Source organism: Halorubellus amylolyticus, from assembly GCF_034808145.1.
Lineage (GTDB): Archaea > Halobacteriota > Halobacteria > Halobacteriales > Natrialbaceae > Halorubellus.
Map to the genome: position 1 here is coordinate 245345 of NZ_JAXHGM010000003.1, position 26181 is coordinate 271525.

General features: G+C 68.7%; 24 protein-coding genes. 12 read left to right on the forward strand and 12 right to left on the reverse strand.

The genetic code is table 11. From position 1 onward, the window contains the following. Positions 1 to 102 precede the first annotated feature (102 nt). The 3 genes from SM754_RS10035 to SM754_RS10045 all read left to right on the forward strand — a co-directional run bounded on the left by SM754_RS10035 (position 103) and on the right by SM754_RS10045 (position 4500). Positions 103 to 1215 carry a halocyanin domain-containing protein gene (locus SM754_RS10035; protein WP_323676090.1) on the forward strand — a complete coding sequence of 371 codons (1113 nt, stop codon included), beginning with the start codon at positions 103 to 105 and terminating at the stop codon, positions 1213 to 1215. A gap of 505 nt (positions 1216 to 1720) precedes the next feature. Further along, positions 1721 to 2305: a hypothetical protein gene (locus SM754_RS10040; protein WP_323676091.1), complete on the forward strand. Its 585-nt coding sequence runs from the start codon at positions 1721 to 1723 to the stop codon at positions 2303 to 2305. 929 nt (positions 2306 to 3234) lie between these two features. Continuing rightward, positions 3235 to 4500 (forward strand): Cdc6/Cdc18 family protein, encoded by a 1266-nt coding sequence (locus SM754_RS10045; RefSeq protein ID WP_323676307.1) that lies wholly within the window; start codon positions 3235 to 3237, stop codon positions 4498 to 4500. Between the two features lie 255 nt (positions 4501 to 4755). On the opposite strand, the gene SM754_RS10050 is transcribed toward SM754_RS10045, so the two are convergent. Further along, positions 4756 to 5979, reverse strand: a complete 1224-nt coding sequence (locus SM754_RS10050) for a type IV pilin N-terminal domain-containing protein (protein ID WP_323676308.1) — start codon at positions 5977 to 5979, stop codon at positions 4756 to 4758. 213 nt (positions 5980 to 6192) lie between these two features. On the opposite strand from SM754_RS10050, the gene SM754_RS10055 reads away from it, so the two are divergent. From SM754_RS10055 to SM754_RS10070, 4 genes are all read left to right on the forward strand, one after another. After that, the gene (locus SM754_RS10055; RefSeq protein WP_323676092.1) at positions 6193 to 6390 is read left to right on the forward strand and encodes a hypothetical protein; all 198 of its coding nucleotides are present in this window, start codon (positions 6193 to 6195) and stop codon (positions 6388 to 6390) included. Positions 6391 to 6428: 38 nt separating this feature from the next. Continuing rightward, positions 6429 to 6596 (forward strand): hypothetical protein, encoded by a 168-nt coding sequence (locus SM754_RS10060; protein ID WP_323676093.1) that lies wholly within the window; start codon positions 6429 to 6431, stop codon positions 6594 to 6596. Positions 6597 to 6711: 115 nt separating this feature from the next. After that, positions 6712 to 7944 carry a threonine ammonia-lyase gene (gene ilvA, locus SM754_RS10065; protein WP_323676094.1) on the forward strand — a complete coding sequence of 411 codons (1233 nt, stop codon included), beginning with the start codon at positions 6712 to 6714 and terminating at the stop codon, positions 7942 to 7944. 105 nt (positions 7945 to 8049) lie between these two features. Continuing rightward, positions 8050 to 8478, forward strand: coding sequence for a universal stress protein (locus SM754_RS10070; protein ID WP_323676095.1), 429 nt, complete (start codon positions 8050 to 8052; stop codon positions 8476 to 8478). Between the two features lie 121 nt (positions 8479 to 8599). Here the strand turns inward: SM754_RS10070 and SM754_RS10075 are convergent, their stop codons facing one another. From SM754_RS10075 to SM754_RS10115, 9 genes are all read right to left on the reverse strand, one after another. After that, the gene (locus SM754_RS10075) at positions 8600 to 9439 is read right to left on the reverse strand and encodes a YihY/virulence factor BrkB family protein (RefSeq protein ID WP_323676096.1); all 840 of its coding nucleotides are present in this window, start codon (positions 9437 to 9439) and stop codon (positions 8600 to 8602) included. A gap of 66 nt (positions 9440 to 9505) precedes the next feature. Further along, positions 9506 to 9721, reverse strand: a complete 216-nt coding sequence (locus SM754_RS10080; RefSeq protein ID WP_323676097.1) for a DUF8119 family protein — start codon at positions 9719 to 9721, stop codon at positions 9506 to 9508. Then, a complete protein-coding gene (locus SM754_RS10085) occupies positions 9718 to 10197 on the reverse strand; it encodes a universal stress protein (protein WP_323676098.1) in 480 nt (159 codons plus the stop codon). Before SM754_RS10085 ends, SM754_RS10080 begins: the two co-directional genes overlap by 4 nt. 2 nt (positions 10198 to 10199) lie before the next feature. Beyond that, complete coding sequence (locus tag SM754_RS10090) at positions 10200 to 11960, reverse strand: VC_2705 family sodium/solute symporter (RefSeq protein WP_323676099.1); 1761 nt, start codon at positions 11958 to 11960, stop codon at positions 10200 to 10202. Continuing rightward, positions 11957 to 12433: a DUF4212 domain-containing protein gene (locus tag SM754_RS10095; RefSeq protein WP_501993776.1), complete on the reverse strand. Its 477-nt coding sequence runs from the start codon at positions 12431 to 12433 to the stop codon at positions 11957 to 11959. Before SM754_RS10095 ends, SM754_RS10090 begins: the two co-directional genes overlap by 4 nt. A gap of 285 nt (positions 12434 to 12718) precedes the next feature. Beyond that, the gene (gene acs, locus SM754_RS10100) at positions 12719 to 14740 is read right to left on the reverse strand and encodes an acetate--CoA ligase (protein WP_323676100.1); all 2022 of its coding nucleotides are present in this window, start codon (positions 14738 to 14740) and stop codon (positions 12719 to 12721) included. A gap of 335 nt (positions 14741 to 15075) precedes the next feature. Continuing rightward, positions 15076 to 16800, reverse strand: a complete 1725-nt coding sequence (locus SM754_RS10105) for a bacterio-opsin activator domain-containing protein (protein WP_323676101.1) — start codon at positions 16798 to 16800, stop codon at positions 15076 to 15078. A gap of 254 nt (positions 16801 to 17054) precedes the next feature. Further along, a complete protein-coding gene (locus tag SM754_RS10110) occupies positions 17055 to 19037 on the reverse strand; it encodes an acetate--CoA ligase (RefSeq protein WP_323676102.1) in 1983 nt (660 codons plus the stop codon). A gap of 443 nt (positions 19038 to 19480) precedes the next feature. Further along, positions 19481 to 20581 carry an SDR family oxidoreductase gene (locus tag SM754_RS10115; RefSeq protein ID WP_323676103.1) on the reverse strand — a complete coding sequence of 367 codons (1101 nt, stop codon included), beginning with the start codon at positions 20579 to 20581 and terminating at the stop codon, positions 19481 to 19483. A gap of 145 nt (positions 20582 to 20726) precedes the next feature. Between SM754_RS10115 and SM754_RS10120 the strand changes: the two genes are divergently transcribed. The 5 genes from SM754_RS10120 to SM754_RS10140 all read left to right on the forward strand — a co-directional run bounded on the left by SM754_RS10120 (position 20727) and on the right by SM754_RS10140 (position 23270). Further along, the gene (locus SM754_RS10120) at positions 20727 to 21140 is read left to right on the forward strand and encodes a DUF2178 domain-containing protein (RefSeq protein ID WP_323676104.1); all 414 of its coding nucleotides are present in this window, start codon (positions 20727 to 20729) and stop codon (positions 21138 to 21140) included. A 17-nt stretch (positions 21141 to 21157) separates the two neighbouring features. Continuing rightward, positions 21158 to 21571: a hypothetical protein gene (locus SM754_RS10125; protein ID WP_323676105.1), complete on the forward strand. Its 414-nt coding sequence runs from the start codon at positions 21158 to 21160 to the stop codon at positions 21569 to 21571. Next, the gene (locus SM754_RS10130) at positions 21568 to 21771 is read left to right on the forward strand and encodes a helix-turn-helix transcriptional regulator (protein WP_323676106.1); all 204 of its coding nucleotides are present in this window, start codon (positions 21568 to 21570) and stop codon (positions 21769 to 21771) included. Before SM754_RS10125 ends, SM754_RS10130 begins: the two co-directional genes overlap by 4 nt. Positions 21772 to 21851: 80 nt before the next feature. Beyond that, on the forward strand, positions 21852 to 22568 hold the full coding sequence (locus tag SM754_RS10135) for a CPBP family intramembrane glutamic endopeptidase (protein ID WP_323676107.1): 717 nt from the start codon (positions 21852 to 21854) through the stop codon (positions 22566 to 22568). 267 nt (positions 22569 to 22835) lie between these two features. Beyond that, positions 22836 to 23270 (forward strand): Rieske (2Fe-2S) protein, encoded by a 435-nt coding sequence (locus tag SM754_RS10140; protein ID WP_323676108.1) that lies wholly within the window; start codon positions 22836 to 22838, stop codon positions 23268 to 23270. A gap of 157 nt (positions 23271 to 23427) precedes the next feature. On the opposite strand, the gene SM754_RS10145 is transcribed toward SM754_RS10140, so the two are convergent. After that, the gene (locus tag SM754_RS10145) at positions 23428 to 25908 is read right to left on the reverse strand and encodes an AAA domain-containing protein (protein WP_323676109.1); all 2481 of its coding nucleotides are present in this window, start codon (positions 25906 to 25908) and stop codon (positions 23428 to 23430) included. Further along, positions 25905 to 26168, reverse strand: a complete 264-nt coding sequence (locus SM754_RS10150; protein WP_323676110.1) for a hypothetical protein — start codon at positions 26166 to 26168, stop codon at positions 25905 to 25907. Before SM754_RS10150 ends, SM754_RS10145 begins: the two co-directional genes overlap by 4 nt. Positions 26169 to 26181 lie beyond the last annotated feature (13 nt).

Sequence of the window (26181 nt, forward strand, 5' to 3'; positions counted from 1 at the left end):
CCCGGTTCCGACTGTCGACACTACCCACCGAACTCGGCGACGAACGCGGGACACAGAACCTGGCGGCGAACGCGATTCACAGAACCAGACGACACCAGACCGATGACCGACGATTACACTCCGATGACCGACGACTCCACCGGCCGCGACGCGCGGTACGACAGACGCACCGTGATGAAAGCAGGGCTCGCAGCGGCCTCGACAGCTGCGATTGGGACCGCACCGGCGGCCGCGAGCAGCGGATCGGCTGGTCAGCAGGCGGACGCCTCCCTCGAGGACTGGCTGAGTAACGTCGGGAACTTCGACGGGATCGTCGACGAACGCGGCGCCTCGGAGGTGACCGTCGAGGTCGGCGCGAAGGGGAACAACGGCTCGTACGCGTTCGGCCCGGCCGTCGTTCGCGTCGACCCCGGGACGACCGTCGTCTTCGAATGGACCGGGAAGGGCGGGTCGCACAACGTCGTCGCGGACGACGGCAGCTACGAGTCGAAGATGCAGGGAGACGAAGGGGCGACGTTCGAGCAGTCGTTCGACGACACGGGCGTCAGTCGGTACTACTGTGGCCCGCACGAGCCGATGGGCATGAAGGGCGCCGTCGTCGTCGGCGACGGCGAGGTGGCCGTTCCGTCCACGGGCGGCGCTGCGGACGACGCCGCGGACGGGTCCGGCGCGAGCGGTGAGCGCATCGACTACGACGGGTGGTTCGAGAACGTCGGGAACTTCGACGGAACTGTCGACCGTACGGGCGAGAGCGAGGTCACGGTAACGGTCGGTGCCGAAGGGAACGACGGCGCGTACGCCTTCGGTCCGGCAGCAGTCCGCGTCGACCCCGGAACGACGGTGACCTGGGAGTGGACGGGCGCCGGCGGGTCCCATAACGTTGTCGCGGACGACGGCGGCTACGAGTCGAAGATGCAGGGAGACGAAGGGGCGACGTTCGAACGAACGTTCGAATCCGAGGGCGTCTCGAAGTACTACTGTGGCCCGCACGAGCCGATGGGCATGAAGGGCGCCGTCGTCGTCGGCTCACCGAACGCCGCGGCAGGCCAGGAGAGCGCCGGCGAATCAGATTCCGGTGAGGACCTCTGGCTGTACGGACTCGTCGCGGGGCTGGTGGGAGCGCTCTTCTCACCCCTCCTCTTCGGCGCGTTCCTCCACACGAAAGACGACGTCACGCCCGATTCGGAACCCGAACACGGACACAGGTCGCACTGATCCGGATCGGTGGGTCACGCGCGTCCACCAGTTCCTGTCACGCGTGAATCGGTGGCTCCTGTCACGCGTGAATCGGTGGCGCTGTACTCGGTCGTGACGCATCACGACTCTCTTTCGCACCCGGAACTCTTTCACCCGAGCCTCTCTTATCCCGGCCTCTTGCCTTCGATTTCTCGTGACTTGTGGTACCAGGTCATGCGAATCGTCGGAACGCGTCGAAGTAGTCGCAGATTACCGCGATATGTCGGTCGTCGTGCGTTGACTGAAGGGTGAGGGCACCGAGCCCGATCGTCGATTCCGTCCCCCTCGGCCTGTCGTCTCTACACTCGGTCTGCGCTCGGTGCGCGAACCTGACAGGACCAAGCTCGTTCGCGGCGGAAGTCGGAAGTGCGAAATGAAAGATAGGCGAGAGTTCCGGCCCGTCGGCCGCGTATTCGTCCACAGAGACCGGTATCAAACCGGTATGAGGTACTTACTGACGTAGGTAGAGGAACAAGCGAGGAACATGGTCGACCAATCGTTCGCAAAGCAATGGGAGCCGCTCTCCCGTCCAGCCGCGCCGTTCGTCGTCGTGTTCGTCGTCGTAGCGCTTCGCCTGCTCGCCGGGTCACTCACCGGGAGGCCCGTTCACGGCATCACTCTCGTCGGAATCGCTGCCGGGACCGTGGGCGTAGTCATCGGAATGACCTACTTCAAGCACCAGTACCCAGACGGAGTGACGCCCACCGAACGGTTGGTCGCTCGCTACGTCGGCAGTGTCTCGACCGACGCTCGTGGAAGCGCCAGCTACTGGGTCACGATCGCCGCGGGTGCGGTCGCCGGTGGCAGCTTCCCGACCGTCTTCCACGGTCTCCTCGGACTCGAGAGTCAGTACATCTCGCATCTGTACTACGCGCACCTGACCGCTGTCCTCTGGGGGATGGCGCTCTTCTTCGTCTCGTACGAGGTCTACGAGGCGATGGGGCTCTTCCCGAGAGAGGACGCAGCGTCTATCGGGGTCTTCGCGAAGCGAGTTGCGGTCTTCACTGTCACGTTCGCGGTCGTCATCGGCTTCTCGCGGTTGCTCTGGCTCCCGTTGCTGGGGTACTGAACCGCTGCCTGGTGGGTATCGTTCCTTCGACTGTCGGAGTTACCTTCGAACCGAGACGGAAGTCATCCGGTGATTCGTCGAGTGTCGTTCTGCTTCGGTTCGGATGAAGGTGTGAAACGTTCGAACGCGATTGCTTCCGTCCGCCCCCTCCACCACGTCCGCTGTTCCGCATCTCGTTGTCGGTGCGAGAACTGCGGACGTGGTGGGGGGTTGTCCAAGGGTCAGTGACTGGAACAGCGGACATGGTGGTGTTGTCCGCGGTGGGCCACGTCGACCACGGTGGACGAGCGAGACTTCGACGGAATGCTTGGGCGTCGACGATGACAAGGACGGTCCACGCGATCGACGTGAAGACACGGAGCTGTATCCCAGACGGGGCGAAGAGCTTCTCATGTAGGGACTTCGACCGTCTCTTGTCGAGACCCGCCCACGCGTGCCGGTGTCTGTTCACGCTTGAGATCGACCGGTCGATACGGGCTGTCGAGGTGGAACGTCCTGCTCGTCAGAGCGGAAGGTCGACGAACGACGCCAGACACACCCACCCCACCTTGTCCGCAGTTCTCGGTGAGAGGGCAGGGGTGGGGTGCTGCGTCGATCTACAGCAGCTTGTCCGGAGCAGAGAAAATGACGAGGAAGTAATGAATAACGTCTATGATTGCTAGACTCCTCTAGCTAATATTATTATTCATATCTATCATAACCTTGGATTTGGAGAGGCTACGGACCAATAGAACGACATGGGGTATAAACTTTCCCGTTATTTAGAGTTCCCGTCTCCGTCCCCCCTCCCCACCCTCTTCGCCGATAACCGCGGACACGGTGGGGGGAGTGTGTCGCTTCACTTGACTTAAAGAAACGAGAACAGCGGAAACCGCGGACGCTCCGGACGCGGTGGTTTTATGGTATCCCCTCGCATCCGTCTCGATACGATGGCGCTGTTCGAGCGAGACACGAACATCTACACCGACCGGGACGCACTTCGGGAGGACTACCAACCCGAGGAACTCGTCGGCCGAAGCGATGAGCTCGACACGTACCAGGCGGCCCTCCAACCCGTCATAAACGGCGAGCAACCCGACAACATCTTCCTCTACGGGAAGACCGGTGTCGGGAAGACCGCAGCGTCCCGATACCTCCTCGCGCATCTTCGAGAGGACGCCGCGCAGTTCGACGACATCGACCTCACCGTCGCGATGCTCAACTGCGACGGCCTCACCTCGTCGTACCAGGTCGCGACCCGGCTCGTCAACGAGTTCCGCGACGAGACGAACCAGATATCGACGACCGGCTATCCGCGAGCGTCGGTCTACGAGATGCTCTGGAGCGAGTTCGAGGAGGCCGCCGGAACCATCCTCGTCGTCCTGGACGAGGTCGACCACCTCGAGGACGACTCCATCCTCTATCAACTCCCGAGAGCGAGAGCGAACGGGAACCTGGAGACCGCGAAGATCGGCATCATCGGTATCTCGAACGACTTCTCGTTCCGCGACGACCTGTCGCCGAAGGTCAGGTCGTCGCTCTGCGAGCAGGAGATCCACTTCCCGGCGTACGACGCGAACGACCTCCGACAGATCCTCTCGCAGCGCGCGGACGTCGCGTTCCACGACGGCGTGCTCGCCGACGAGGTCATCCCGCTCTGTGCGGCGTACGGAGCGAAGGACGCTGGTGACGCTCGACAGAGCCTCGACCTCCTGATGAGTGCCGGCGACATGGCGCGGGAGGCGGGAACGGAGACGGTCACCGCGGACCACGTGGAGGCTGGACGGGACGAACTGGAGCGCGGCCGCATCCAGGAGGGCATCGGTGGGCTCACCGAGCACGGACACCTCGTCCTGTACGCGCTCGTCACGCTCGACCTCGAAGGGGAGACGCCGGTGCGGTCCCGTGACGTCAGGCCACGGTACACGCGGTTCGCGGAGCTCGCGAACCGCGATCCGCTCGTTCCGCGACGGATGCGCGACCACCTGAGCGAACTCGCGATGCTCGGCATCATCAGCGTCACGGAGCGCAACGAGGGCCGTCGGGGCGGGACGTACCGCGAGTACGCGCTCGACCTCGATCCCGCGCTCGTGCTCTCGGCGCTCGAGGAGACCGTCGAATCGGTGGGAATCCACGACTCCGTCATGGATTTCGTCGACATCGACCCCCACGAGGTCGTGAACGACGGCGAGAACGCGACGCTCACCGAGTACTGAACGAGGTCATCGAACTGATGACCTGAACGCCTTCGTCGAACCGTTACCTGAACGATTCCGTCGAACGAATGCATTCACCGACCGGGGTCTCGCCGTCTCGTCCGTCGGGAGGGCTTCGCTCTACACGTCCTCGGAACACCACCGCGTCCGGAGTTCCGCCACTCCCTTGTCACCTCGACGGTCAGGTGAAGGTCTCGACGGTCTGGTGAAGGTGATGTCGGACGAGATGGGTGATGGCTCGGCCGAACGATTCGCTCAGACGACGCCGGTCGAGTTGTCCGCGCCGAACCTGTCGCCATCGCCGTCCTTGATGAACGAGATGGTCGGAGAACCGTAGACGTCGTCGACGTACTTGAGGTGCCCGCTCGTGAAGACGTAGACGGCCTCGCTGTCGCCGTCGCCGTCGACGTCGGCGACCGTGACGGGCGCTTGCGCCGCGTCGACGCTCGATATGGTCGTCTTCCCCTCCCCGCTGGGTTCCCCGACTATCTTGAGGTCGTTGCTGCCGTCGACGGTGACGACGACGTCGACGCCGTCGTCGTCGAAGTCGGCGATGGACCCCGAACCGATGCCCTGGCTCGACACCGTCCCGCCGTTCTCGACCTTCTCGATGGAGCCATCCGGTTCGACGTATCGGACATGCTGGCTGCCGTCCGAGAACAGGAGCTCGCGGTCGCCGTCGCCGTCGACGTCGCCGGGCCCGAGCACCGCCTGGGCGCTGTCTCCGGGTGTGGCGACGACGGTCGGGCTCTCGCCTGGAGCGACCCGGTAGATGGCGTCGTGGCTCTCGTTCACGAAGTAGACGCTCGGGTCGTTCCCGTTCCACGCGGCGGCGGTGATGCGGGTCTTCGCGCCTTCGACGGTCCCGGTGATGTCGCTGCTGGTCGCGAGCGTCGTCGAGTCGTTCGTCCCGTTCGTGATGGCGATGACGTCTCCGCTGGTGACGTACGGGACGTCCGACCGACCGTCGCCGGTGACGTCGACGTCGGCGGACCCGAGAGCGTCGAGGCTGGAGGTGGCGCTCAGTTCGATCGGGTCCTCGCCGGGTCGGAGGACGGTGATGTGGTCGCTCGCGTCGCTCGTCAGGACGCTTCCGCTCGTGCACGCCCAGCCGCTGGTCGTACTCGGGTCGACGTCGAACGTCTGGAGGACGTGATTCGCGTTCGCGTCCGGGGCGTTCCAGACGACGCGGACGGTCGACTCGTCGGGCGTGACGGGGACGGCGTCCTCGGCCGTCAGTCGTCGTCCGGCGAGCGCGTCCGGGTCGGTCAACCCCTGGACGGTGATGCGGTCGCCGTCGAGGCTGTCACCGCCGCGGTGCGTGAGCTCGAACTGGCACGAGCCGCCGGGTTCGAGCTGGAGGCGTGCCGCGGGCGCCGGCGGTTCGTCGTCGGCGATACCGAAGATGATCGCGCCGGTGATGGTCGCGAGGATGACGACGATGGCGATGAGCAACGCGCCGCCGACGACGGGAGAGATGGCACGCTCGCGGAGAGAGAGAGACGAAGCCGACGCGACATACCAGGCATCAGCGTCCTCGTCCTGGTATGTCTTACGGGCGCGAGAGGTTCAGCGGCCCGTTGGAATCCTCTCGAAGACTACCATGGGTCGCTGGCTGTCGCCGTGGCCCGGCCCACACCAGCGTGTCCGGAGAAGCATACTGTTATACTCGGTGCGGGAACAGTAGCCGACATGGTGCACTGTCCGGAGTGCGACACGACGCTCGAGTCGATGGACGACGTCGAGTTCGATGACACGGAGTCACGCATCGGTATCGTTCGCGCGTCGAAGCGGTTCTACGTCGTCGAGTGCGCGCACTGCGGGTACTCGCTCGGAAGCGGTGTCGCGGGTGCGGGCGGCGGTGGCGGCGGTGCCGCGGGCGCGCAGTGACGACAAAGCATTTGTATCACCTGCTGGAACGGTCGGGTATGGTTCACTGTCCGGAGTGCGACGCGACGCTCGAACGGCAGGAGGACGTCGAGTTCGCGGACATGGGCGCCGAGACCGGCTTCTTCAAGGCCTCGAAGCGGTTCTATCTCGTCGCGTGCGGCGACTGCGGCGCGGCCATCGGCAGCGGGGTCGCGGGCGCCCGCTGACCGCGGCCGCGGTCGCGGCGTCCACCGGTTACCGGTCGCTTGCGGGGTGTCGACGCAGATGGTACTCGATTCTGAATTGCGTACGTTCAAGGCGAGGGCGCGTGGACGCTTGGATATGACTCGCGTCTCACTCCCGGATATCGAGGCGGCACGCGACCGCGTCCGGGACACGCACATCGTGGAGAAGACGCCTATCGAGCACTCGCGGAGCCTCTCTGAGCGCGCGAACGCGGACGTCCACCTGAAGATGGAGCACTTCCAGCGGACGGGGTCGTTCAAGACGCGTGGGGCGCACAACAAGATCAGTCTGCTCGCGGCGGACGACTCGTTCTCGGGTCGCGTGGTCGCGGCGAGTGCGGGGAATCACGCGCAGGGCGTGGCGCTGGCGGCGACGACGAACGACATCGAGTCGACGATCGTGATGCCGGAGACGGCGCCGCAAGCGAAGGTGGACGCGACGCGGAGCTACGGCGCGGACGTGGAACTCGTCGGACAGCAGTTCCAGGAGGCCGTCTCGCACGCGCGAGAGCTCGAAGCCGAGCACGGCTGGGAGTTCGTGCACGCGTACGACGACCCCGCTATCGTCGCGGGGCAGGGGACGCTCGGGCTCGAACTGTACGAGCAGTTCCCGGACGTGGACACGGTCGTCGCTCCGATCGGCGGCGGTGGTCTCATCTCCGGTGTCGCGACCGCGATCAAGGAGCGCGACCCGAGCGTCCGCATCGTGGGCGTGCAGGCCGACCAGGCGGCGACGGTCCCGGACAGCCTGCAGAAGGGCGAGCCGGTGGGGAACCCGGACCCGCAGACGATCGCGGACGGCATCGCGACCGGCGGTATCTGCGAGCTGACGTACGAGCACATCGACGCGTACGTCGACGAGGTGGTGACGGTGAGCGACGACCGTATCGCGCAGGCCATCCTCCTCCTGTTGGAGCGCGCGAAGCAACTCGTCGAGGGGGCGGGTGCGGTGAGTACGGCCGCGTTGCTCTCGGAGGACCTGGACGTCGCGGGTGAGACGGTGGTCCCGCTGCTGTGTGGCGGGAACATCGACGTGTCCGCGCTCCAGGAGGTCCTCACGCACGCGCAAGCGGCGCGCCACCAGCTCCTGCATCTCCGCGTCCGCATCCAGGACCGTCCGGGGAAGATGGCGGAGGTGTCGCGGGTGCTCGCGGACAGGGGCGCGAACATCCGGTCGGTCCGCCACGAGCGCGCGGTCGACGACCTCGGCGTCAGCGACGCGTACCTGATGTTCCGCGTCGAAGCGGCCGGACGCGAGCACGCCGACCAGCTGCTCGCGGGTATCCGCGACGCCGGGTACGACGTCGAACGGCTCGCGCACCCGGAGTGACGGCGTCGGCGGGCGTGGTTTCCCTCCTGCCGGGGGCGCGTACGCGTTCGCCGGACGTCGAAACTGGCACGCAGTTATAAGACGGCGGCGAGTGAAGGCGTCGATATGCATCGTGTACTCCTTCCGGTCCATCTGAACGTCGACCGAGCGCTCAGCCAGGCTGACTTCGTCGCGTCCCTCGCCGAGGACGGCGCGGACGTCGAAGCGTACGTCCTCTTCGTGTTCACCGGCCGGGAGCGCTCGCCGGATACGCCCGAGGAGATGAAGCGGTTCGATTCGCCGACCCGCGTGGACGCGGTCCGCCGGGTGATGGAGATCCTCGACGAGGCGGGCGTGGACTATCACATCCAGGAGGACAGCGGCGAGGTGGCGCAGGACATCATCGACGTCGGCGAGCAGGTCGACGCGGACCAGATCGTCCTCGGCGGTCGGAAGCGTTCGCCCGCCGGCAAGATCCTGTTCGGGAGCGTCACGCAGGAGGTCCTCCTGAACACCGACCGGCCGGTGACCGTCACGACCGCCGGGAGCGAGTGAGTCGTCACGGAATCGAGCCCGCTGGTCGCCGAAGCGTCGCTCAGAACTCGTTCAGCGTGCGGTCCGCGTAAGTGCGGGTGGGCTGGCTGATTCTGATGGTCGGTTCCTTCGCTCGCCGTCCCTACGCGTTCTCGGTCCTGTCGATCGCCTCGCCCCCAGCGGCGGCGGTCGCGTCCGATTGGGCGAGGAGGACCGCGTTGTAGGTCGCACCGAACAGGAGGACGACGCCGGTGAAGTACAGCCACGTGACGAACAGGAGGATGCTCGCGATGAGGTTGCTCTCCTCGCCGCCGAGGGAGGCGTACACCTGGAACAGCACCTGGAGCACCGTCCAGCCCACGGCCGCGATGATCGCTCCTGGGAGGACGTCGCGCGGTTCGTGGTCGACGTCCGGGAAGAGGTAGTACATCGGGAGGAACGCGACGACGAGCGCGCCGACGAGCACGAGCGGGACGAGGACGCCGAGCAGCGGGACCGTCGAGACGAAGGCGACGATGCTGGTCGCGCCGACCATCGCGACGATACCGGCGGTCAGCGTCGCGAGAACCAGCAGGATCTTCTCGAGCTGTCCGACGAACGACCCGGCCGCGGTCGTCCCGTATATCGTGGAGAACGCGGTGTCGAGCCCCCGGAACACCTTGATGGCGCCCCAGGCGAGCGTGAGCGCGCCGATGACGGACGCACCGACGGTCGAACCGGTGCTCGCGTCGGCCTGCGACGCGATCATCACCTCGATGACGCCGCCGACGGCCGGCGACACGCTCTCGGTCGTCACGTCGACGATGCGTCCCTGGAGTTCGGGTGCGCCGAGCACGGACACGACGAGGAAGAAGAACAGCAGTAGCGGGACCAGCGACACGAACGCACTGTACGCGATGCTCCCGGCGAGGAACGTGACGTTCCGCTCGCCGAAGACGGTCCACGTCGACTTCGCCCGGGAGACCACCAGCTCGAGGTCCATGGCGGTACTACGACGCCGACCGTCGTAATGCCACGCTCCGAGAAACGGGGATGTGGTCGTGGCCGGTCAGTCGTCTACGGCGGCGTCGAGCGACGAGAAGAACCCGTAGTGGGCGACCACGCCGCCGGCGAGCGTCAGGTGGTAGACCCACTGCGGTCCCTGCAGGACGTCGAACAGGAGCGTGACGGCGGCGACCCAGACGACCGCGAACGCGAGGTCGGCGAGCACGGTCTCGCGGTTCTCGACGAGGTGCTCGCGGACGCGAGCGGTGCGGGAGGTCATCCGTCGTCGACCTCCGCGTCGTCGTGGCCGGTGTCGACGACGAGCACTGACCTGTGGGTCTCCCTGAGGACGTGCTCGGTGACGCTCCCGAGGACGACCCGCGACAGGCCGCTGCGGCCGTGACTCCCCATCACGATGAGGTCGACGTTCTCGTCGTCGGCGAAGTCGGCGATGACCGACGCGGGCCGACCGGCGCGTGCGTGCTCCTCGACGTCGAGGCCGCGTTCGCGAGCGCGCTCCGCGACGAACCGCGTCGCGTCGCTCGCGCGACTCTCGAGGTCGTCCATCTCGCCGAAGCGACCCTGGCGGATGCGGTCGACCTGCTCCGTGCCGAGACTGATACCGACCGAGTCCGTGTCGACGACGTACAGCGCGGAGACCGTCGCGTCGAACCGCGACGCCACCTCGAGCGCTTCGTCGACCGCGTGCTCTGCCGTCTCGCTACCGTCGGTCGGGACGAGTACGTGCTCGTACATGGTCACATCTCCTCCGTCTCCGCGCCGCCGTCGGTTCTTCCGTCGCTCTCACCGTCGGCGGCAGCGTCGCGTCCACCGTCGGTCGCCACACCACCGTTTCCGCTGTTCCCGACGACGTCCTCGGCGGACTGCTGTTGGCCCATCGGCTCGGGGCTGTGGCACTGCCGGACGATGCGCTTTATCTCCTCGCTCGGTTCATCGGTCACGTACGACACCGCGATGGTGACCGCGAACACGACGGGCGTTCCGGCGAGTGCGGCGCCGATGGCGGGGAACACGTCCGCGTACAGCGGGACGATGGCGCCCGCGTCCCCGGCGGCGTCACCGAGGAACCCGACGTACGCGGGCAGCACCTCGTTGATGATCGCCGTGAACCAGATGAGCAGGCCGGTCGTCATCCCGGCGAGCGCGCCCTGGCGGTTCGTGTTTTCCCACCAGAGCCCGAGGAAGAACATCGGGAACAGGACGAGCCCGGCGAGACTGAACGCGTACGAGACGAGTTCGCCGACGAGCGCGGGCGGGTCGAGCGCGAACACCGTGACGAGTGCGCCGAGGCCGACGATGGTCGCGCGACCGACGAGGAGCTGCTGGCGCTGGGTCGCGTCCGGGTTGACGATGTTCGTGTAGATGTCGTGCGCCGCCGCGGAGGAGGCGGCGATGAACAGTCCGGCGGTCGTCGCGATGGCGGCGGCGATGCCGCCGGCGGCGACGAGGCCGACGAACCACGTCGGGAGGTTCGCGAGCTGGCTCGCGATGACGACGATGACGTCGCCCTCGGCGCCGCTCATGCCGCTCGCGCCGTACACCGCGCCGACGTTCTCCGCGTAGAGGTCCGTGCCGAACGCGGCGAACGCGGGCGCGGAGAGGTACAGCAGGCAGATGAAGAACAGGCCCCAGACGGTCGACCAGCGCGCGGTCCGTTCGGATTCGACGGTGTAGAACCGAACGAGGACGTGCGGGAGCCCGCACGTGCCGACGATGAGGCTGAACGCGGTCGCGATCCAGAGGTAGTAGCTACCGCTCGTGAACGGTTCGGTGAACTCGCGGCCGAGCTGGTCGAAGAGCATCCCGTACTCTATCTGGGGGAGCACGGTGGAGTAGCCCTGCGTGAACCCGACGGCGTAGAGGCCGGCGAGGAACGCGACGATGAGGATGACGTACTGGACGGCCATGTTCTTCGTCGCGCCGAGCATCCCGGAGAGCGCGAGGTACCCGACGGTGATGGCCATGAGGAGGACGACCATCGTCGCGTAATCGCCGCCGAAGACGTAGATGCCGACGAGCCCCATGCCGCGTGCTTGCCCGACGGCGTACACGAACCCGATGAGGATGGTGGTGAGGGCGGCGATGGCGCGCGCGGTGTCGGAGTCGAACCGGTCGCCGACGAAGTCGGGCGCGGTGTACTTCCCGAACCGCCGCATCTGCGCGGCGAGGAAGATGAGGAGGATGAAGTACCCCGCGGACCAGCCGACGACGAACGCGAGCCCGTAGTACCCGCTGAGCGCGATGAGTGCCGCCATCCCGAGGTAGGACGCCGCGCTCATCCAGTTCGCGCCGATGGCCATGCCGTTCTCGACGTTCCCGATGGAGCGCCCGGCGACCCAGAGGTCGTCGGTGTCGGCGACGCGGAACGCGTACCCGATGCCGAGGAACAGGAGGAGCATCCCCGTGACCATGATCGCGGGCACGAGCTTGAACGAGCCGTTCAGGGCGTCCGGGAGGAGCTGTAACGGCAGCTCGGTCGCCGCGGTGGCGAGCGTCATTGCTCCACCCCGCCGTCGGCCGCGGTCGGTTCCGCGGGCGCGTCGTCGTCGCTCTCACCGGCGGCGCCGGTGCCGTGGTCGATACCGTACTTCTCGTCGAGCTGGTCGCGCTTGCGGGCGTACACGAACGAGAGCACGAGCGCACCGGTGGGTGCGCCGATGGCGGTGGTGAGGTAGTGCAGCGGGAACCCGATGATCGTGATGCTCGTCATCACGTCGGGTGCGAGCGCGGTCGCGGTCACGGGCCCGAAGACGACGACCGTCCACGCGGCGAACATCGCCCAGACGACGCGGAGGTGGTCGCGCATGAACGGCGTCGACGGCGTGAAGATGTTCACCTCGCGTTCGAGGTAGTCGACCTCGGCGTGGTCTGTCGCGGGGGCGTCGGTCGCCGCGACGGTCCCGCCGTCGGTCCGCGGATGCGGCGCCGCCGGGTCGTTGGGATGTTCGGTCGGGGTCGTCGTTCCTTCGATGGTGGTCGATTCGGCCGGGACGGCGGTTCCTTCGCTGTCGGTCGACTCGGTCGAGGCCGGGATTCCTTCGCTGTCGGTCGACTCGGTCGATGCGTCGGTCGGTTCGCGGGTCGTGGTCGACTCGCGTTGTGAGTCAGTGTCTCTCATGCTGTGTGCGTTGGTCGGTCGCTGGTCGAGGTCTGCTGTCGGCGCCGGAAACGTCGCGGGTCGTCGGTCGGTTCTTGTCGGTCGATTCTTCGTCCCAGAGGAACCTGGGGAGGCGTCGGCGAGTGCGTGGCCGCCCGGTCAGTCACCTCCCGCGTCGACGGCGGCCTGGATGTCCTCGACGATGTCGGGGTTGCGGAGCGTCGAGGTGTTCCCGAGGTCGTCGCCGTTCGCGATGTCCTCGAGGAGGCGGCGCATGATCTTCCCGGAGCGCGTCTTCGGGAGTTCGGGCGTGAAGACGACGGCTTCGGGGCGGGCGATGGGCCCGATGGCGTCCTCGACGCCAGCGACGATGCGCTCGCGGAGGTCCTCGCCGCCCTCGGCGTCGTCCTCCGTGATGACGTACGCGTGCACGGCCTCGCCCTTCACCGGGTGGTTCCCGCCGACGACGGCGGCTTCGGCGACGCCGTCGACGCCGACGATGGCGCTCTCGATCTCCATGGTGCCGAGGCGATGGCCGGAGACGTTGATGACGTCGTCGACGCGGCCGAGGACGGTGATGTAGCCGTCGTCGTCGATCTTGGCGCCGTCCTCGGGGAAGTAGGTCCAGTCGTCGGGGTCGTCGCTGTCGGTGTCGGAGTACTCCGCCCAGTACTCCTGGACGTAGCGGTCGTCGTTCTGGTAGAGCGTGCGGAGCATCCCCGGCCAGGGCTTGTCGACGGTTAGGTATCCGGCTTCGCCGGCGTCGACCGGGTCGCCGACGGCGTCGACGACGTTCACGTCCATCCCCGGCAGCGGCGGGCCCGCGGCGCCCGGTTTCATGTCCTTCACGCCGGGGAGCGTGGTGATCATCATGCCGCCGGTCTCGGTCTGCCACCACGTGTCCACGACCGGGCACTCCTCGTTCCCGACGTGCTCGTAGTACCACTTCCACGCGCGGGGGTTGATGGGTTCGCCGACGGTCCCCAGCAGCCGGAGGCTGGAGAGGTCGTGCTCGGCGGGATAGCGCTCACCCCACTTCATGAACGCGCGGATCGCGGTCGGCGCGGTGTACAGCTGGGTGGTCTCGTACTCGTCGACGATCTCCCACATCCGGTCCTTCTCGGGGTAGTCCGGCGTCCCCTCGTACATCACGGTCGTCGTCCCCAGACTCAGCGGCCCGTAGACGATGTAGGAGTGCCCCGTGATCCACCCGATGTCGGCGGAACACCAGTACGTGTCCTCGGGCTTGACGTCGAGCACCGCCTGACTCGTCCACGTGACCCACGACAGGTACCCGCCCGTCGTGTGCTTCACGCCCTTCGGCTCGCCCGTGGTGCCCGACGTGTACATGAGGAACAGCATGTCCTCGGCGTCCCGGCTCACGGGTTCGACGTCGGCGCCCGCGTGCTCGGCGACGAGGTCGTCGTAGTCGTGGTCGCCACCGGCCGCGTCAGCGTCCCCGCCGCCGTCGCGCATCGAGTGGTCGTAGGTGTCGCCGAGCCGGTCGACGACGACGCTCGTCACGTCGTGGTCGACGCCGGCGACGCCCTCGTCGGCCTTCGCCTTGTGCTCCAGAGCGTCGCCGCGGCGGTAGTAGCCGTCGCACGTGACGAGGTACTCGCTGTCGGCGCTGTTCATCCGGGTCGCGAGCGCGTCCGCGGAGAAACCAGCGAACACGACGCTGTGGGGGGCGCCGATGCGAGCGCATGCGAGCATCGCGACCGGGAGCTCGGGGACCATCGGCATGTACATCGTGACGACGTCGCCCTCGCCGACGCCGAGGTCGCGGAGCGCGGCCGCGAACTCGTTGACCTCGCGGTGGAGTTCGCTGTACGTGTACGTCCGGTTCGCCTCGTCGGTGGGCTCGCCGACCCACTCGATCGCGGCTTCGTCGCCGCGGTCGTCGAGGTGGCGGTCGAGGGCGTTGTAGCTCGCGTTCAACTCGCCGCCGGTGAACCACTCGAAGAACGGCGGGTTGGAGTCGTCCAGGACGGTGTCGTACTCGGTGTCCCAGTCGAGGAGTGCGGCGGCCTGCTCCCAGCACTCGGGCCACTCCTCGGCGAAGTCGTCGTATATCTCCGGGTCGGTGACGTTCGCCCCCTCGACGAACGACACCGGCGGTTCGAACTCGTCGGCGTCCGCGGTGCGTGCCTCGATGCTATGTTCGGTCTCGCCCGACATACCTCGCACCGCGACACCCGACGTAAAAAGAACGGTAACTAATCCGGGGAACGACCGTGATGGACTCCCGGAACCCGCGAGAAACGCGACGAAACGGGCTCGACGTTGGCGAACGGGGTGTCCTCGGTAGCGACCGGTCCCGCCATCACGGTCGACGCGACGCGACCCTCGCGCCTAAACAGATAGTCACCGTCTCACAGGGCCGCTCGCCGCTAGGTGACACTCGATACTCGGAACCTGAACGCGCTCGCTACCCGGCGTCGGCCGGCCGTGGTCGTCGCTGGCCGTGGTCGTCGCCGGCCGTGGTCGTCGCCGGCCCGCGGCCAGCCGAGCCGTCAGGACTCGAAGAAGGCGTCGAGGAGCTTGCGCTGCGCGACCCGCAGGTGGTTGTGGAGGGTCGGTGCGGCGACGTCGAGCGAGTCGGCGAGCTCCTCGCCCGTGGACTCGCGGGGCCACTGGAAGTACCCGCCGTGGTACGCGGACTGGAGGACTGCGAGCTGGCGGTCGGTGAGGTCGTCGCGCAGTCGGTCCGCGAACCCGCGGGCGTGCTCGATGGTCCGCTCGACGGTCTCCTGGCCGACGAGTGCGGAGTCCGGCCACGCGTCACGAAGCGCGTCCCGCACCGCTCTGACGTCGGCGTCCGCGGGGACGACCGCGGTCAGTCGACCACCGTCCGCGTCGACGCGGTACGACCGGACGCGTGCGTCGAGGTCGACGAGCGTGCGCGCCGGCGAGTCACGGACCACGAACTCGAAGACCGGGCCGTCGTCGCCGTCGTCGACGTACCGGACGCGCACCACGCGGTCCGCGTCGTCGGCGTCGACCGCGTCGACGACGTCGGTCGGTGCGACGTCGGCGACCGCCGCGTACAGGACGAGTCCGGGGCCGCCGGGGACGACGCCGGTGACCTCGACGGTCGTGTCGAGCGAGTCGGCGAGCGCGACGAGGACCGCGTCCCGGTCGTGGACGTCGAACCGGAGCTCGGTGACGACGTCCGCGACGAGCCGCCGCCGTCGACGGGTCGCCTCGAACGCGCGAGCGACGAGCGCGCCGAGCGCGTCGTGGAGCGCCTCCACCGTCCCGTCCGGCTCGGGGACGCGCTCGACGCCGAGCCCGAGCGCGTACGCGACCCCCTCGAACTCGCCGACGGGGAGCGTGACGACGCCGCCGCGGTCGCGATCGAACCTGCGGACGCGACCGCGCTCGCCTTCGCCTTCGCCTTCGCTCTCCCCCTCGGTCGCTTCGGCGCGCTGGGTCGTGTCGTCCGCGCCACCCTCTCCCCGGTCGTTTCGAAGTTCGGCTGCCGCGACGGCGGGGTCGACGCCGGCGTTCGCGACGACGTCCGCGGTCGCGTCGTCGTCGGTCCGACGACCGACCCACGCGTACCGGTAGCCGTCCGTGCTCGCGATTCGGTCGACGACCGTCTCGAACAGTGCCGCAGGGGATTCCTGGTCGCCGAGCGCGTCGCCGACGGCTGCGAGGACCGCGGCCGCGCGCCGCACCGGCTCCGGCGTCTCGTCGTCGTCGACGGCGAGCGCGGCGGCGTCGTCGAGCGCGGCGGCGATCTCCGCGGGACCCGGGTCGTCGAGGTACGGAACGAGCCCGGCGACGCTCTCGAACCCCGCGACGGCGGCGACGACGCGCACGTCCACGCCCTGGCGGAGCAGGGAGACGACGAAGTGCTCGCGGAGCGACCGCGAGTCGACCTCGCGGAACCGGTCGTCGCCGGTCTCGGACGCGGCGCGGTCGGCGACCTCGCGGACGAGCATCTGGACGCGTCGCGCGGAGACGTCGACGAGTCGGTCGTCGTCGCCGACGTCGTTCGACGCGGCGTACTTCTCGACGTCGTGCGCGACCCCCGCCGGGAGCACCGTCGCGTGGTCGTCGACCGACGCCACCGTCGTCCCGTCGACCGCGCCCACGTCGCTCGGTTCGAGCGACGCTACCTCGGCCGGGCGAAGGCCTGCCTCCCCGCAGAGCCGGACCACGAGGTCCTCGCGGTGCGTGCGGGCGTGCCGGCGGAGCCGCGCGTAGTCGGCGTCCGAGAGCGGGTCGACCACGTTTCGCGATAGCTGATGAAGCGCAATAATTCTAGGGGCTGAAACGCCAGAGAAACGGCGCTGATTGCGCTGACCGGAACATCTTCTCCAAGTCTCATTTCGCTTCTCTACTGAACACGAAGAATCGTCGCCCGTCGGGCCGAGGTGGCCCGCGGGGAGGTGGAGACGACGCTGTCAGACTCGCTCGTGAAATGGTCGACCCGCACGCGGGTACGGGTCGAGACCACAGTCGAACCGCCGCCTCGACCGCTCCGTCAGTCCTCGTGGCGGGCTTCCAGTTCCCCGACGACCTCGGGGTTGCGGAGCGCGCTCGTGTCGCCGTAGGACTCGCCGTTCGCGATGTCCTCGAGGAGCCGGCGCATGATCTTCCCGGAGCGCGTCTTCGGGAGGTCCGGCGTGAACACGACCTGGTCGAGGCGCGCGCCCGCGCCGATGGCGGCCGCGACCGCCTCGTCGAGCGCCCCCCGGAGCGTCGACACGTCCGTCCGGTCGTCGTCGGTCGTGACGTACGCGACGAGCGCGTTCCCCGACTCCGGGTCGTCGCGCGCGATGACCGCCGCCTCCGCGACCCCGTCGACCTCGACGAGCGCGTGCTCGATCTCGCCGGTACTGAACCGCCTGCCGTCGACGTTCACCACGTCGTCCGCGCGCCCCAGCACCGTCACGTACCCGGCGTCGTCGACGGTCGCCTCGTCGCCGACGCGATACCACCATCCGGCGCTCGCACCGGCAGCACCCTCGGGGTCGTCGAGCGCCGTCGACTCCGCAGCGACGCGTTCGCCCCACTCCGTCCCGGTCGCGAGCTCGCGCGCCATCGCCGGCCACGGTCGGTCGACGGTCAACCACCCGCGAACGCCCGAGTCGACCGGGTCGCCGGCGCCGTCGCGGACGGACACCGACACGCCCGCGAGCGGCCGCCCGACCGACCCCGGCTTCGCGTCGTCCACGGCCGGGAGCGTCGACAGGAGGACGGCCCCGGTCTCGGTCTGCCACCACGTGTCCACGACCGGGCACTCCTCGCCGCCGACGTGCTCGAAGTACCACTGCCACGTCTCCGCGTCGAACGGCTCGCCGACGCTCCCCAGCACGCGCAGCGACGACAGGTCGTGGCGCGCCGGGTGCTCCGCGCCCCACTTCGCGAACGACCGAACGACCGTCGGTGCCGTGTAGAACACCTCCACGTCGAGGGCCTCGACGAGCGCCCACGGGCGGTCGCGGTCGACCGCGTCCGGACTCCACTCCGTCAGGACCGTCGTCGCGCCGAGCGCGAGCGGCCCGTAGACGCCGTAGGAGTGCCCCGTGATCCAGCCCGGGTCCGCCGTACTCCACACCGTCGTGTCCGCAGTAACGTCGAGGACGCGCTCGGTCGACCACGCGACCTGCGCGAGGTACCCGCCGGTCGTGTGCGTCACGCTCTTCGGTTCGCCCGTCGTCCCGGACGTGTAGATGCGGAACAGGGGGTCGGTCGCCGCACGCGACACCGGCGTCACGGTCGCGTCGGCGTTCGCCGCCACGAGGTCGTCGTACGCGTACCGGCCCTCGCGGTCGACGTCCGGGTCGGTGCCGAGCCGGTCGACGACGACCGTCGCGTCCAGGTCGTACGACAGCGACATCGTCGCGTTGTCCGCGCGCCGCCGCTGGTCGACCGCCTCCCCGCGGCGATAGTAGCCGTCGCTCGTCACGAGATACCGGGAGTCCGCGCGCTCCATGCGGGTCGCCAGCGCGTCCGCGGAGAACCCCGCGAACACGACGTTATGGACCGCGCCGAGGCGAGCGCACGCGAGCATCGTCACGACGACCGCCGGCACCGCGGGGAGGTACGTCGTCACGACGTCGTCAGCCTCGACGCCGAGGTCCCGGAGGCCGGCGGCGACCGCGTTCACCTCCGCGTGCAGCTCGCGGTACGTGTACGTCCGCGATTCGCCGAGGTGGCCGTTCCACTCGAGTGCGACCGCGTCACCGCGCTCGGGCACGTGTCGGTCGACGCAGTTCGCGCACGCGTTCAACTCGCCACCCCGGAACCACTCGAAGGGCGGTCCTCCGGCCGCGCCGGTCGCCAGCACGTCGTCGTAGGTCGCGTCCCAGTCGAGCAGGCCGGCGGCGGCCGTCCACGCGTCCGGCCAGTCCGCGTCGAACGACGCCCTGTCGTCGACGGACGGCGTCGTCCGCCCCTCGAACGCCGCCGGCGGGGGGACCAGCGTCCGGTCGTCTGACGGGGACCAGTCGGGTACCGTCATCACTCGCCATTTCTCGCTCGGTCGCATAAGGATTGGCCTCCCTGCTGGCGATACGTCGCGCTCGTCGGCGAGGACGGCGCCGCGAGGTGGGGAAACTGCGGTCGCGTCGACGCGGCGGGCAGGGCGAGCGCGACGCGTCGACGCGGTGTGTCAGACAGGCTGGTGCTCCGACCGGCCGGGGCGTCCTGGCAGGCGCCCCGACCGCTTCCCCCGTGGTCGATGGGCAGTCGACTCGGGCGTGGGGCCGGCGACGACGGGCGATCGCGCCGGCGGTTCGGTCAGGCGGACCGAAGCACCACGCGATTGTACCGTGTCTCGATACTTCAAAGAAGCGTTCGCTCAAACGGTCGTTTGAGTGCGCTCCACCGACGCGATGCCCGGACGCGGTCCGCGAGCACCATCCCGCCTCGCGTCGCGGTCACGTCATCGCGTCGGGGTCGCGGTCACGTCATCGCGTCGCTGCCGACGTGGGGATGCCGGCGGACGTAGTCGACGAGCCGCGGCGCGTACTCGCGGAAGTCCGGGCACTCCACGCCGGCGTCAGCGAGGACGGCGGTCGCGTTCGCGGTGTCGTACCGCGTCGGGTGCGTGAAGTAGTCGACGATGGCGGGGTCGATACCGGTCCAGTCGCGGACGGAGTCGACCTCTCGGAGCAGCCACTGGAACGCGGTCTTCGAGAACGGGACGTCGACCGTCCACGTGTTCGTCGCCGCGGCGAAGGCCGCCTGCATCTCCGCGACGGACGGCGGGTCGGGGTCCGCGAGCTGGTACACCTCGCCGACGGTATCGGCGCGGGCGCTGATGGCGTCGATGGCGTCGACGACGAAGTCCCGCGGCACGACGTTCACCTCGACCGCGCCGGGGTCGCCGAACTCGGGGACGACCGCGATACCGGGCTGGTCGAGGAAGTACCGGACGAGATGGTATGGGCCGTCGTACTTCTGGGTCTCGCCGGTCTCGCTGTCGCCGACCGCGATGCTCGGCCGGTAGAGGGTCGCGGGGAGCCCGTCGTCCATCGCGTCCTGTACGCGGACCTCCGCCAGGAACTTCGTCGACTCGTAGTGGTTGTTGAACGACTGGCCTTCGACGAGCATGTCCTCGGTGAACTCGCCGGGATACCGGCCGCTCACGTAGCACGTGGAGACGTAGTGCAGGCGGTCGAGGTCGTCGCACGCATCGCAGAAGTCGAGGACGTGCTCGGTGCCGTCGACGTTCACGGCCATCGCGAGGTCGCGGTCGACGCCGAGGTCGTAGACGGCCGCGAGGTGATAGACCTCGCTCGTCCGGTCCGCGAGCGCGTCGACGGCGAACTCGCCGTCGTCGGGGAGTCCGAGGTCCGGGTCGGTGATGTCGCCCTCGACGAGCGCGATACGGCCCTCCGCGTCGTGCTCGGCTTCGAGGTCGTCGCGTCGGTCCGCGGCGAGGTCGCGGTACTTCGACTGGATTAGGCAGGTGACGTGCTCGCCGCGGTTGAGGAGGCGGTCGACGAGCGCGCTCCCGAGGAACCCGGGGAAGCCAGTGAGGAGGATGGTGTCGTCCGGCATGCGCGTTGCGTCGCGGGCCCGTGGTAAGGGTCTGTCGCCGGTGGGCTGGATTGGCTGCGCGTACTTTCCCGTCAGAATTAAGTAGGAGTGTAAAGCACGCTTTACTGTAAAGCGAGCTTTACGACAAACGAGCTTTACACAATCCATGTTCGAACGCGAAACCGACCACGACCCGCTCGCCGCCAGACGCCACAGTCGCCGCGTCATCTGGGGCCTCGTCGCCCTCGGGTGCGTCGCATACGTCGCTGGCCTCGCGCTCGACCGACCGCTCGTCGGCGTCGGGATCTACTGGCTGTGCGGCCTCGGATTCATGGCGTATGGGTCCCTGACTGACACGGAACCGTACGACGAACGCGACCGCGAGATCATGGCGAACGCCGCCGGAACGACCCTTACCGTCGCCGCGTTCGCCCTCATCGCTGGTGCGCCGGGGATGGCGGCACTCCAGGCGGCCGGCGTCGCGACCGCTCCCGCGGCTTTCTGGGGGGCGATGTTCGCGCTCGCCGGAGTCTTCGGCGTGTACGCGGTCGCCACGCAGTACCACGAACGACAGACATGACGGACTCATTCACAGCCATGCTCGGACGAGCCGACGACGACGTCGAACCGCTCGCCAAACGACGCCGCGACAGACGCCTGTTCGGCGGGCTCATCGCCGCAGCGATGCTCTCGTTCCTCACGCTCGACCTCGTCGGGCAGCCGATCGTCGCCGTCGCGGCCTACTGGACGTTCATCGCCGGCGCGATCGTCGTCCTCTATCGCAGCGACTACATCGTGGACGAACGCGACCTGGAACTGGAACGCATCACGAGTCACCGCACGGTATACGTCATCGGCGGCGGTCTCCTCGTCCTCAGTCCGAGCATCGACGCGCTCGGCGAAGCGAACGTCTACGACGCCCCACCCATCGTGGACGGCGTCATCTTCGGCTGGGGCGCGGTGTTCGTCGTCTGGGGGCTCGTCTACGGGGTGACGCGCCTGCGACGATGAAGAACCACGTCCGCGAGCACCGGACCGACGCCGAGATGAGCCAGGCGGACCTGGCGGCGGCGGTCGACGTCAGCCGCCAGACCATCAACAGCATCGAGCGCGACCGCTACGACCCGTCGCTCGAACTGGCGCTGAAGCTCGCCGACCACTTCGACTGTCTCGTCGAGGACCTCTTCGCGCTCGAAGCCGACGGGAACTGAACCCGCAGGAGCCCACCCCCGCTCGACGCTCCGCGCCCGACAGCCACGCCCACCACGACACGACACGGATACGCCCACCAATGACAGACGCACACACCACCACGTCCGGAGTTGCATCGCCCGCCAATTCACCCGTCGCCGTCGCCGCGCTCGGGAGCCTCCTCTGGGTGGTCGGCGAGTTCGCAATCCGTCGCGGACTCACCCCACCACTCGCGGACGTCACCGGCATCCCCGGGGTCGGCTTCGGCGCGACGATCGCCCTCACCGGCCTCCTCCTCGCCCCGGTCGTCGCGTACGCCGGGACGCAGGCGGGGATCTCGCCGCGCGACTGGGAGCTCTCGCCGTCGCTCCGGAGCGTCAGCTGGGGCGTCGCCGCCTTCGTCGCGTGCCAGGCGTTCCTCATGATCGCCGCCGTCGTCTACACGCAGCTCGTCGGCACCCCGAACGACATGGGCGTCGGCGCTGCCTTCGCGGAGCTTTCGACGCTCGGGGCCGCTACCGTCCTGGTCGCGAACGGCATCGTCGCGCCCATCGCGGAGGAGATCGCGTGGCGTGGTGTCGTCCAGACCGCGCTCGTCGACGCCTACGGCGCCACCGTCGGCCTCGCCGTCACCGCCGCGGTATTCGTCGCCAAGCACCTCGTCGTCGACCTCGGAGCGACGCCGCTTCGATTCCTCACCCTCGTCGTCCTCGCCGTCGCGTGGGGCGTCCTTCGACACCGCTACGGGACCTCGAGCAGTATCGTCGCGCACGTCCTCGCGAACACCTCCGCGACCGCACTCGCCATCCTCGCATAGCGCCACGACCCACACTCACCCACCCCTGACCCCTCTTTCTCCCCTGGCCCCTCTTTCTCCCCTGACCCCTCTTTCTCCCCTGGCCCCTCTTTCTCCCCTGACCCCTCTTTCTCGCCGCCCCGCCCGACCGCAGGCGCCGCGACGGCCGACCGCGAGCGGCGCTCCGGTCGTCGCGTTCGCGAAGCTGGGTTCGCGGGTGCGGTGCGGTGGGCGGCTAGCCCCGGGGGGTGCCAAAACGATTTGTGCGATGGGTCGCTGGTGAGTGGTATGAGTGCGCGGACGCGGGTGACGAGCGTGGAATCGGTGCACGAGGACGGGTCGTATCTGTTTGCGGTTCGGGATTCGTACGGCGATGATGGCGAGGTGGTGGTGGTGGTGCCGTGCGAGGACGGGGTTGCCGCGTTCCGGAACTACTGCGTGCACGAGAGCGACCAGCGGCTCGCTCGGGAGGGTGTCGGGGCGGTGGTTCGAGATGGGGGGATGATCTGTCCGCGGCACGGGTCGACGTTCGATACGTGCTCGGGGGATTGCGACAACGGGAAGGCCGAGGGGATGACGCTCGCGGACGTGGACGTCGTGGTCGAGGACGGGCAGGTGTACCTCGTGGACGATTCGCTGACGTACCTCTACGAGGGGCCGGTGCAGGGGGGTGACGACGATGGCGACGAGATGCCGTCGTCGACGTCGCACATCAACCTGTAGCGAGCGGATTCTGGTGGTGTCGCCGTCGCTGCATCTGGGTTTCCGTTCAGTGTTACTGGTCAGTGTAATCGAGTTGTTCGCGCTGGTGGCTGTTCGACGTTCGCGATACGACGTGGCAGCGGCGGGGGGCGCGATGCTGGCCGGAGTGTGGTCGTGGTCAGCGACGGGTCTCCATGCGGCCGTGCTCGCGGACGGCCGCGGCGAGGTCGCGGTACAGGTCGGCGCAGGAGTCGTCGGGGTCGCGGTGTGGTGCGACCGTGCCGAGGGTGTCGAAGTCGCCGACGAGGACGAGGCGTCGGCGGGCGCGCGTGAGGGCGACGTTGAGGCGGCGGGGGCCGACGGTCGGCGTCTCGAGGAACCCGCTGGCGCCGGTGTCGTTGCTGCGGACGAGGGAGACGACGATGGCTTCGCGCTCCCCGCCCTGGAAGGAGTCGACGGTGTCGACGGTGACGCGTTGCCCGCCGGGGACGTCGCCGTCCGCGAGTCGGGAGCGGATGCGGTCGGCTTGGGCGGCGTACGTCGAGATGACGCCGACGTCCGCCGGGTCGAGTGCGCCGTCGAGGAGGGCGGTGACCTCGTCGGCGACGACGTCGACCTCGGTCGGGTTGTGGTAGGAGTCGCCGCCGTGTTCCTGGCGTTCGGGACCGTGGACGTCGACGGCGACGAGCGGGTCGCGGTCGCGGACGCGCCAGTCGGCGTTCCGCGCGGCGGTCTCGAGTCGGCCGTCGTAGAACGCGTCGTTCGGGAACGCGGCGATGGCGTCGTGCATCCGGTACTGGCGGCGGAGGAGCACGGAGACGTCGTCGCCGTAGGCGTCCAGGAGGTCCTCGAACAGCGACGGGCGGGTCGCGTCGCCCGCGGCGTGCTGGCCGTGGTGGGGGTTCGTTGCGTTGTGGGCGTTCGCTGCGCGGTCGGTGGCGGTGTCCGTGGCGGCGTACGGCGGGAGCTGTTTGTGGTCGCCGGCGAGGACGAGCGTCTCGCTGGCGGCGAGGACGATGGCGGTCGCGGCTCGGCTCGCCTGCGTGGCCTCGTCGACGACGCCGACGTCGAACGCGTTCGCGTCGAAGCGCGCGGCGCCGTTCGTGGTGGTGGCGACGACGTCGGCGTTCGCGACGGCGGCGTTCGCGTAGTGGTCGCGGACGACGGGGTTCGTGGTCCCGCGGCCGACGCGGGCGACGTCGAGGTCGAGTGCGTGGTCGCGTTCGCGGTCGGTCTGGCTGGCGCCGGCGGCGAACGCGTGGAGGCTCCCGGGGTCGGGCGCTCCGCGCGTGCTGTCGCCGACGAGGAGGTTGTCGACCGCCTGGTTCGAGTGCGCGGTGACGAGGACGGATTCGCCGCGGGCGGCGGCGTGACAGACGTACGCGGTGAGCGTCCGCGTCTTCCCGGTCCCGGGCGGGCCGTGGATGCAGAGGACGTCCTCGGCGTCGTCCGCCCACTTCAGGGCGCGGCGCTGGTACGCGTCGAGGTCGAGCGGGACGCTTGGCGTGGTGCGTTCGTCGGCGGTGAACGTGACGGGGCGGGTGCCGGCGAACAGCGCGCGTTTCTGGTCGTCGGCCGCGAGCGCGTCGAGCGCGTCGGTGCGTCGTTCGAACGGCACCGGGTTCAGGAGCGGTGTCAGGTGGAAGTCCCGGTCGCGGTCGGTGAGGAGTGTCTCGAACCGTTCGAGGGGGACGTCGCCGGCGCGAGCGGGCTTGACGCGGACGGTTGGGTCGTCGACGCGCGTCGTCCGGACGGCGAGCGGGAACTCGGGAGCGTCGTCGCGTGCGTCGACGAGGAGGACGCTATCGCGATGGAGGGTCGTCTCGTCGCGGTACTCGTCGCCGTCACCGGGTGCGCCGGTGGCGCGCTGGAGCGTGAACTCGCCGATGTGGGACTCGTGGTTCGCTCGCCCGAGGGAGACGAACGGGCCGACGGCGATGCCGTCGTCGACGAGCGCGTCGAGCGTCGCGTTCCGGTGGCGAGCGCGGTTCGCTCGGCGCGCGGCGTCGCGCTCGGCGGCGACCGTCTCGCGCACTGCGTCGATGCGCCCCTCGACGGACGTGACGTTCGACGACTCGTTCGGTTCGACGACCGCCGGCGGGACGTCGACGTCGTCCGACGAATCGTCGGCCGCGTCCGTCGCAGCGTGGTCGTTCCCGCTCGGCCCATCGGCGCTTGCGCCGTCGCTGGTCGGTCCATCGCCGTTCGCATCGTCGGTGGTCGGGCCGTCGGCGTCCTCGGTTCGGTCGTCGTCGGGGGTCTCGTCGGGGTGCCAGCGACGGAGGCGGTCCCCGATGGTCGTCCGCGCGGCGTCGCCGACGTCCACGAACCGGACGGTGCCGTCGATGCCGAACGCGGTGTCGTACCACCCGAACTGTTCGGTGTCGGGGCGCCAGAGCACGTACTCGTCGGTGACGGCGGCGGAGTCGGCTTCGTGGAGCGGGACCGCGTACCCGTCGGCGTCCGGCGGGGACTCGCGGACGGTCTCGGTCGCGCGGTCGAGTGCCGCGGCGAGCGCGCTCGCCCCCATCGTCCCGCCGAAGCGCTCGGGGTCGGCGGGGTCGTCGGCGGCGCGGTACAGCGTCGCTCCGGCGACGCTCCAGGACTCGTCGAGGTCGAGGACACGCTCGTCGGTCGACTCGTGGTCCCCTCGCGTCATGCGTGACTTCCTCTCGTCATGCGTGGCCTCCTGCAATCATGGCGGACCGTGTCGTCGATGCAGAGTCGACCCGGCGGTTTAGGCGCTCCGTTCGCCGTCGACGTCGCTCTCGCCGACAGTGACGGTCCACCGCGTTCTCTGGCGACGTCTCGAACGATGGCGAGGCCGAACTCGGTCCCGCGCTCGGCGGTCGCGTGCCCGATGTCGAGCATCGGCTCGTCCGCTGCTGGCACGAGCAGCACGCGGACTGGTCCTGACATACGAGACGTACGG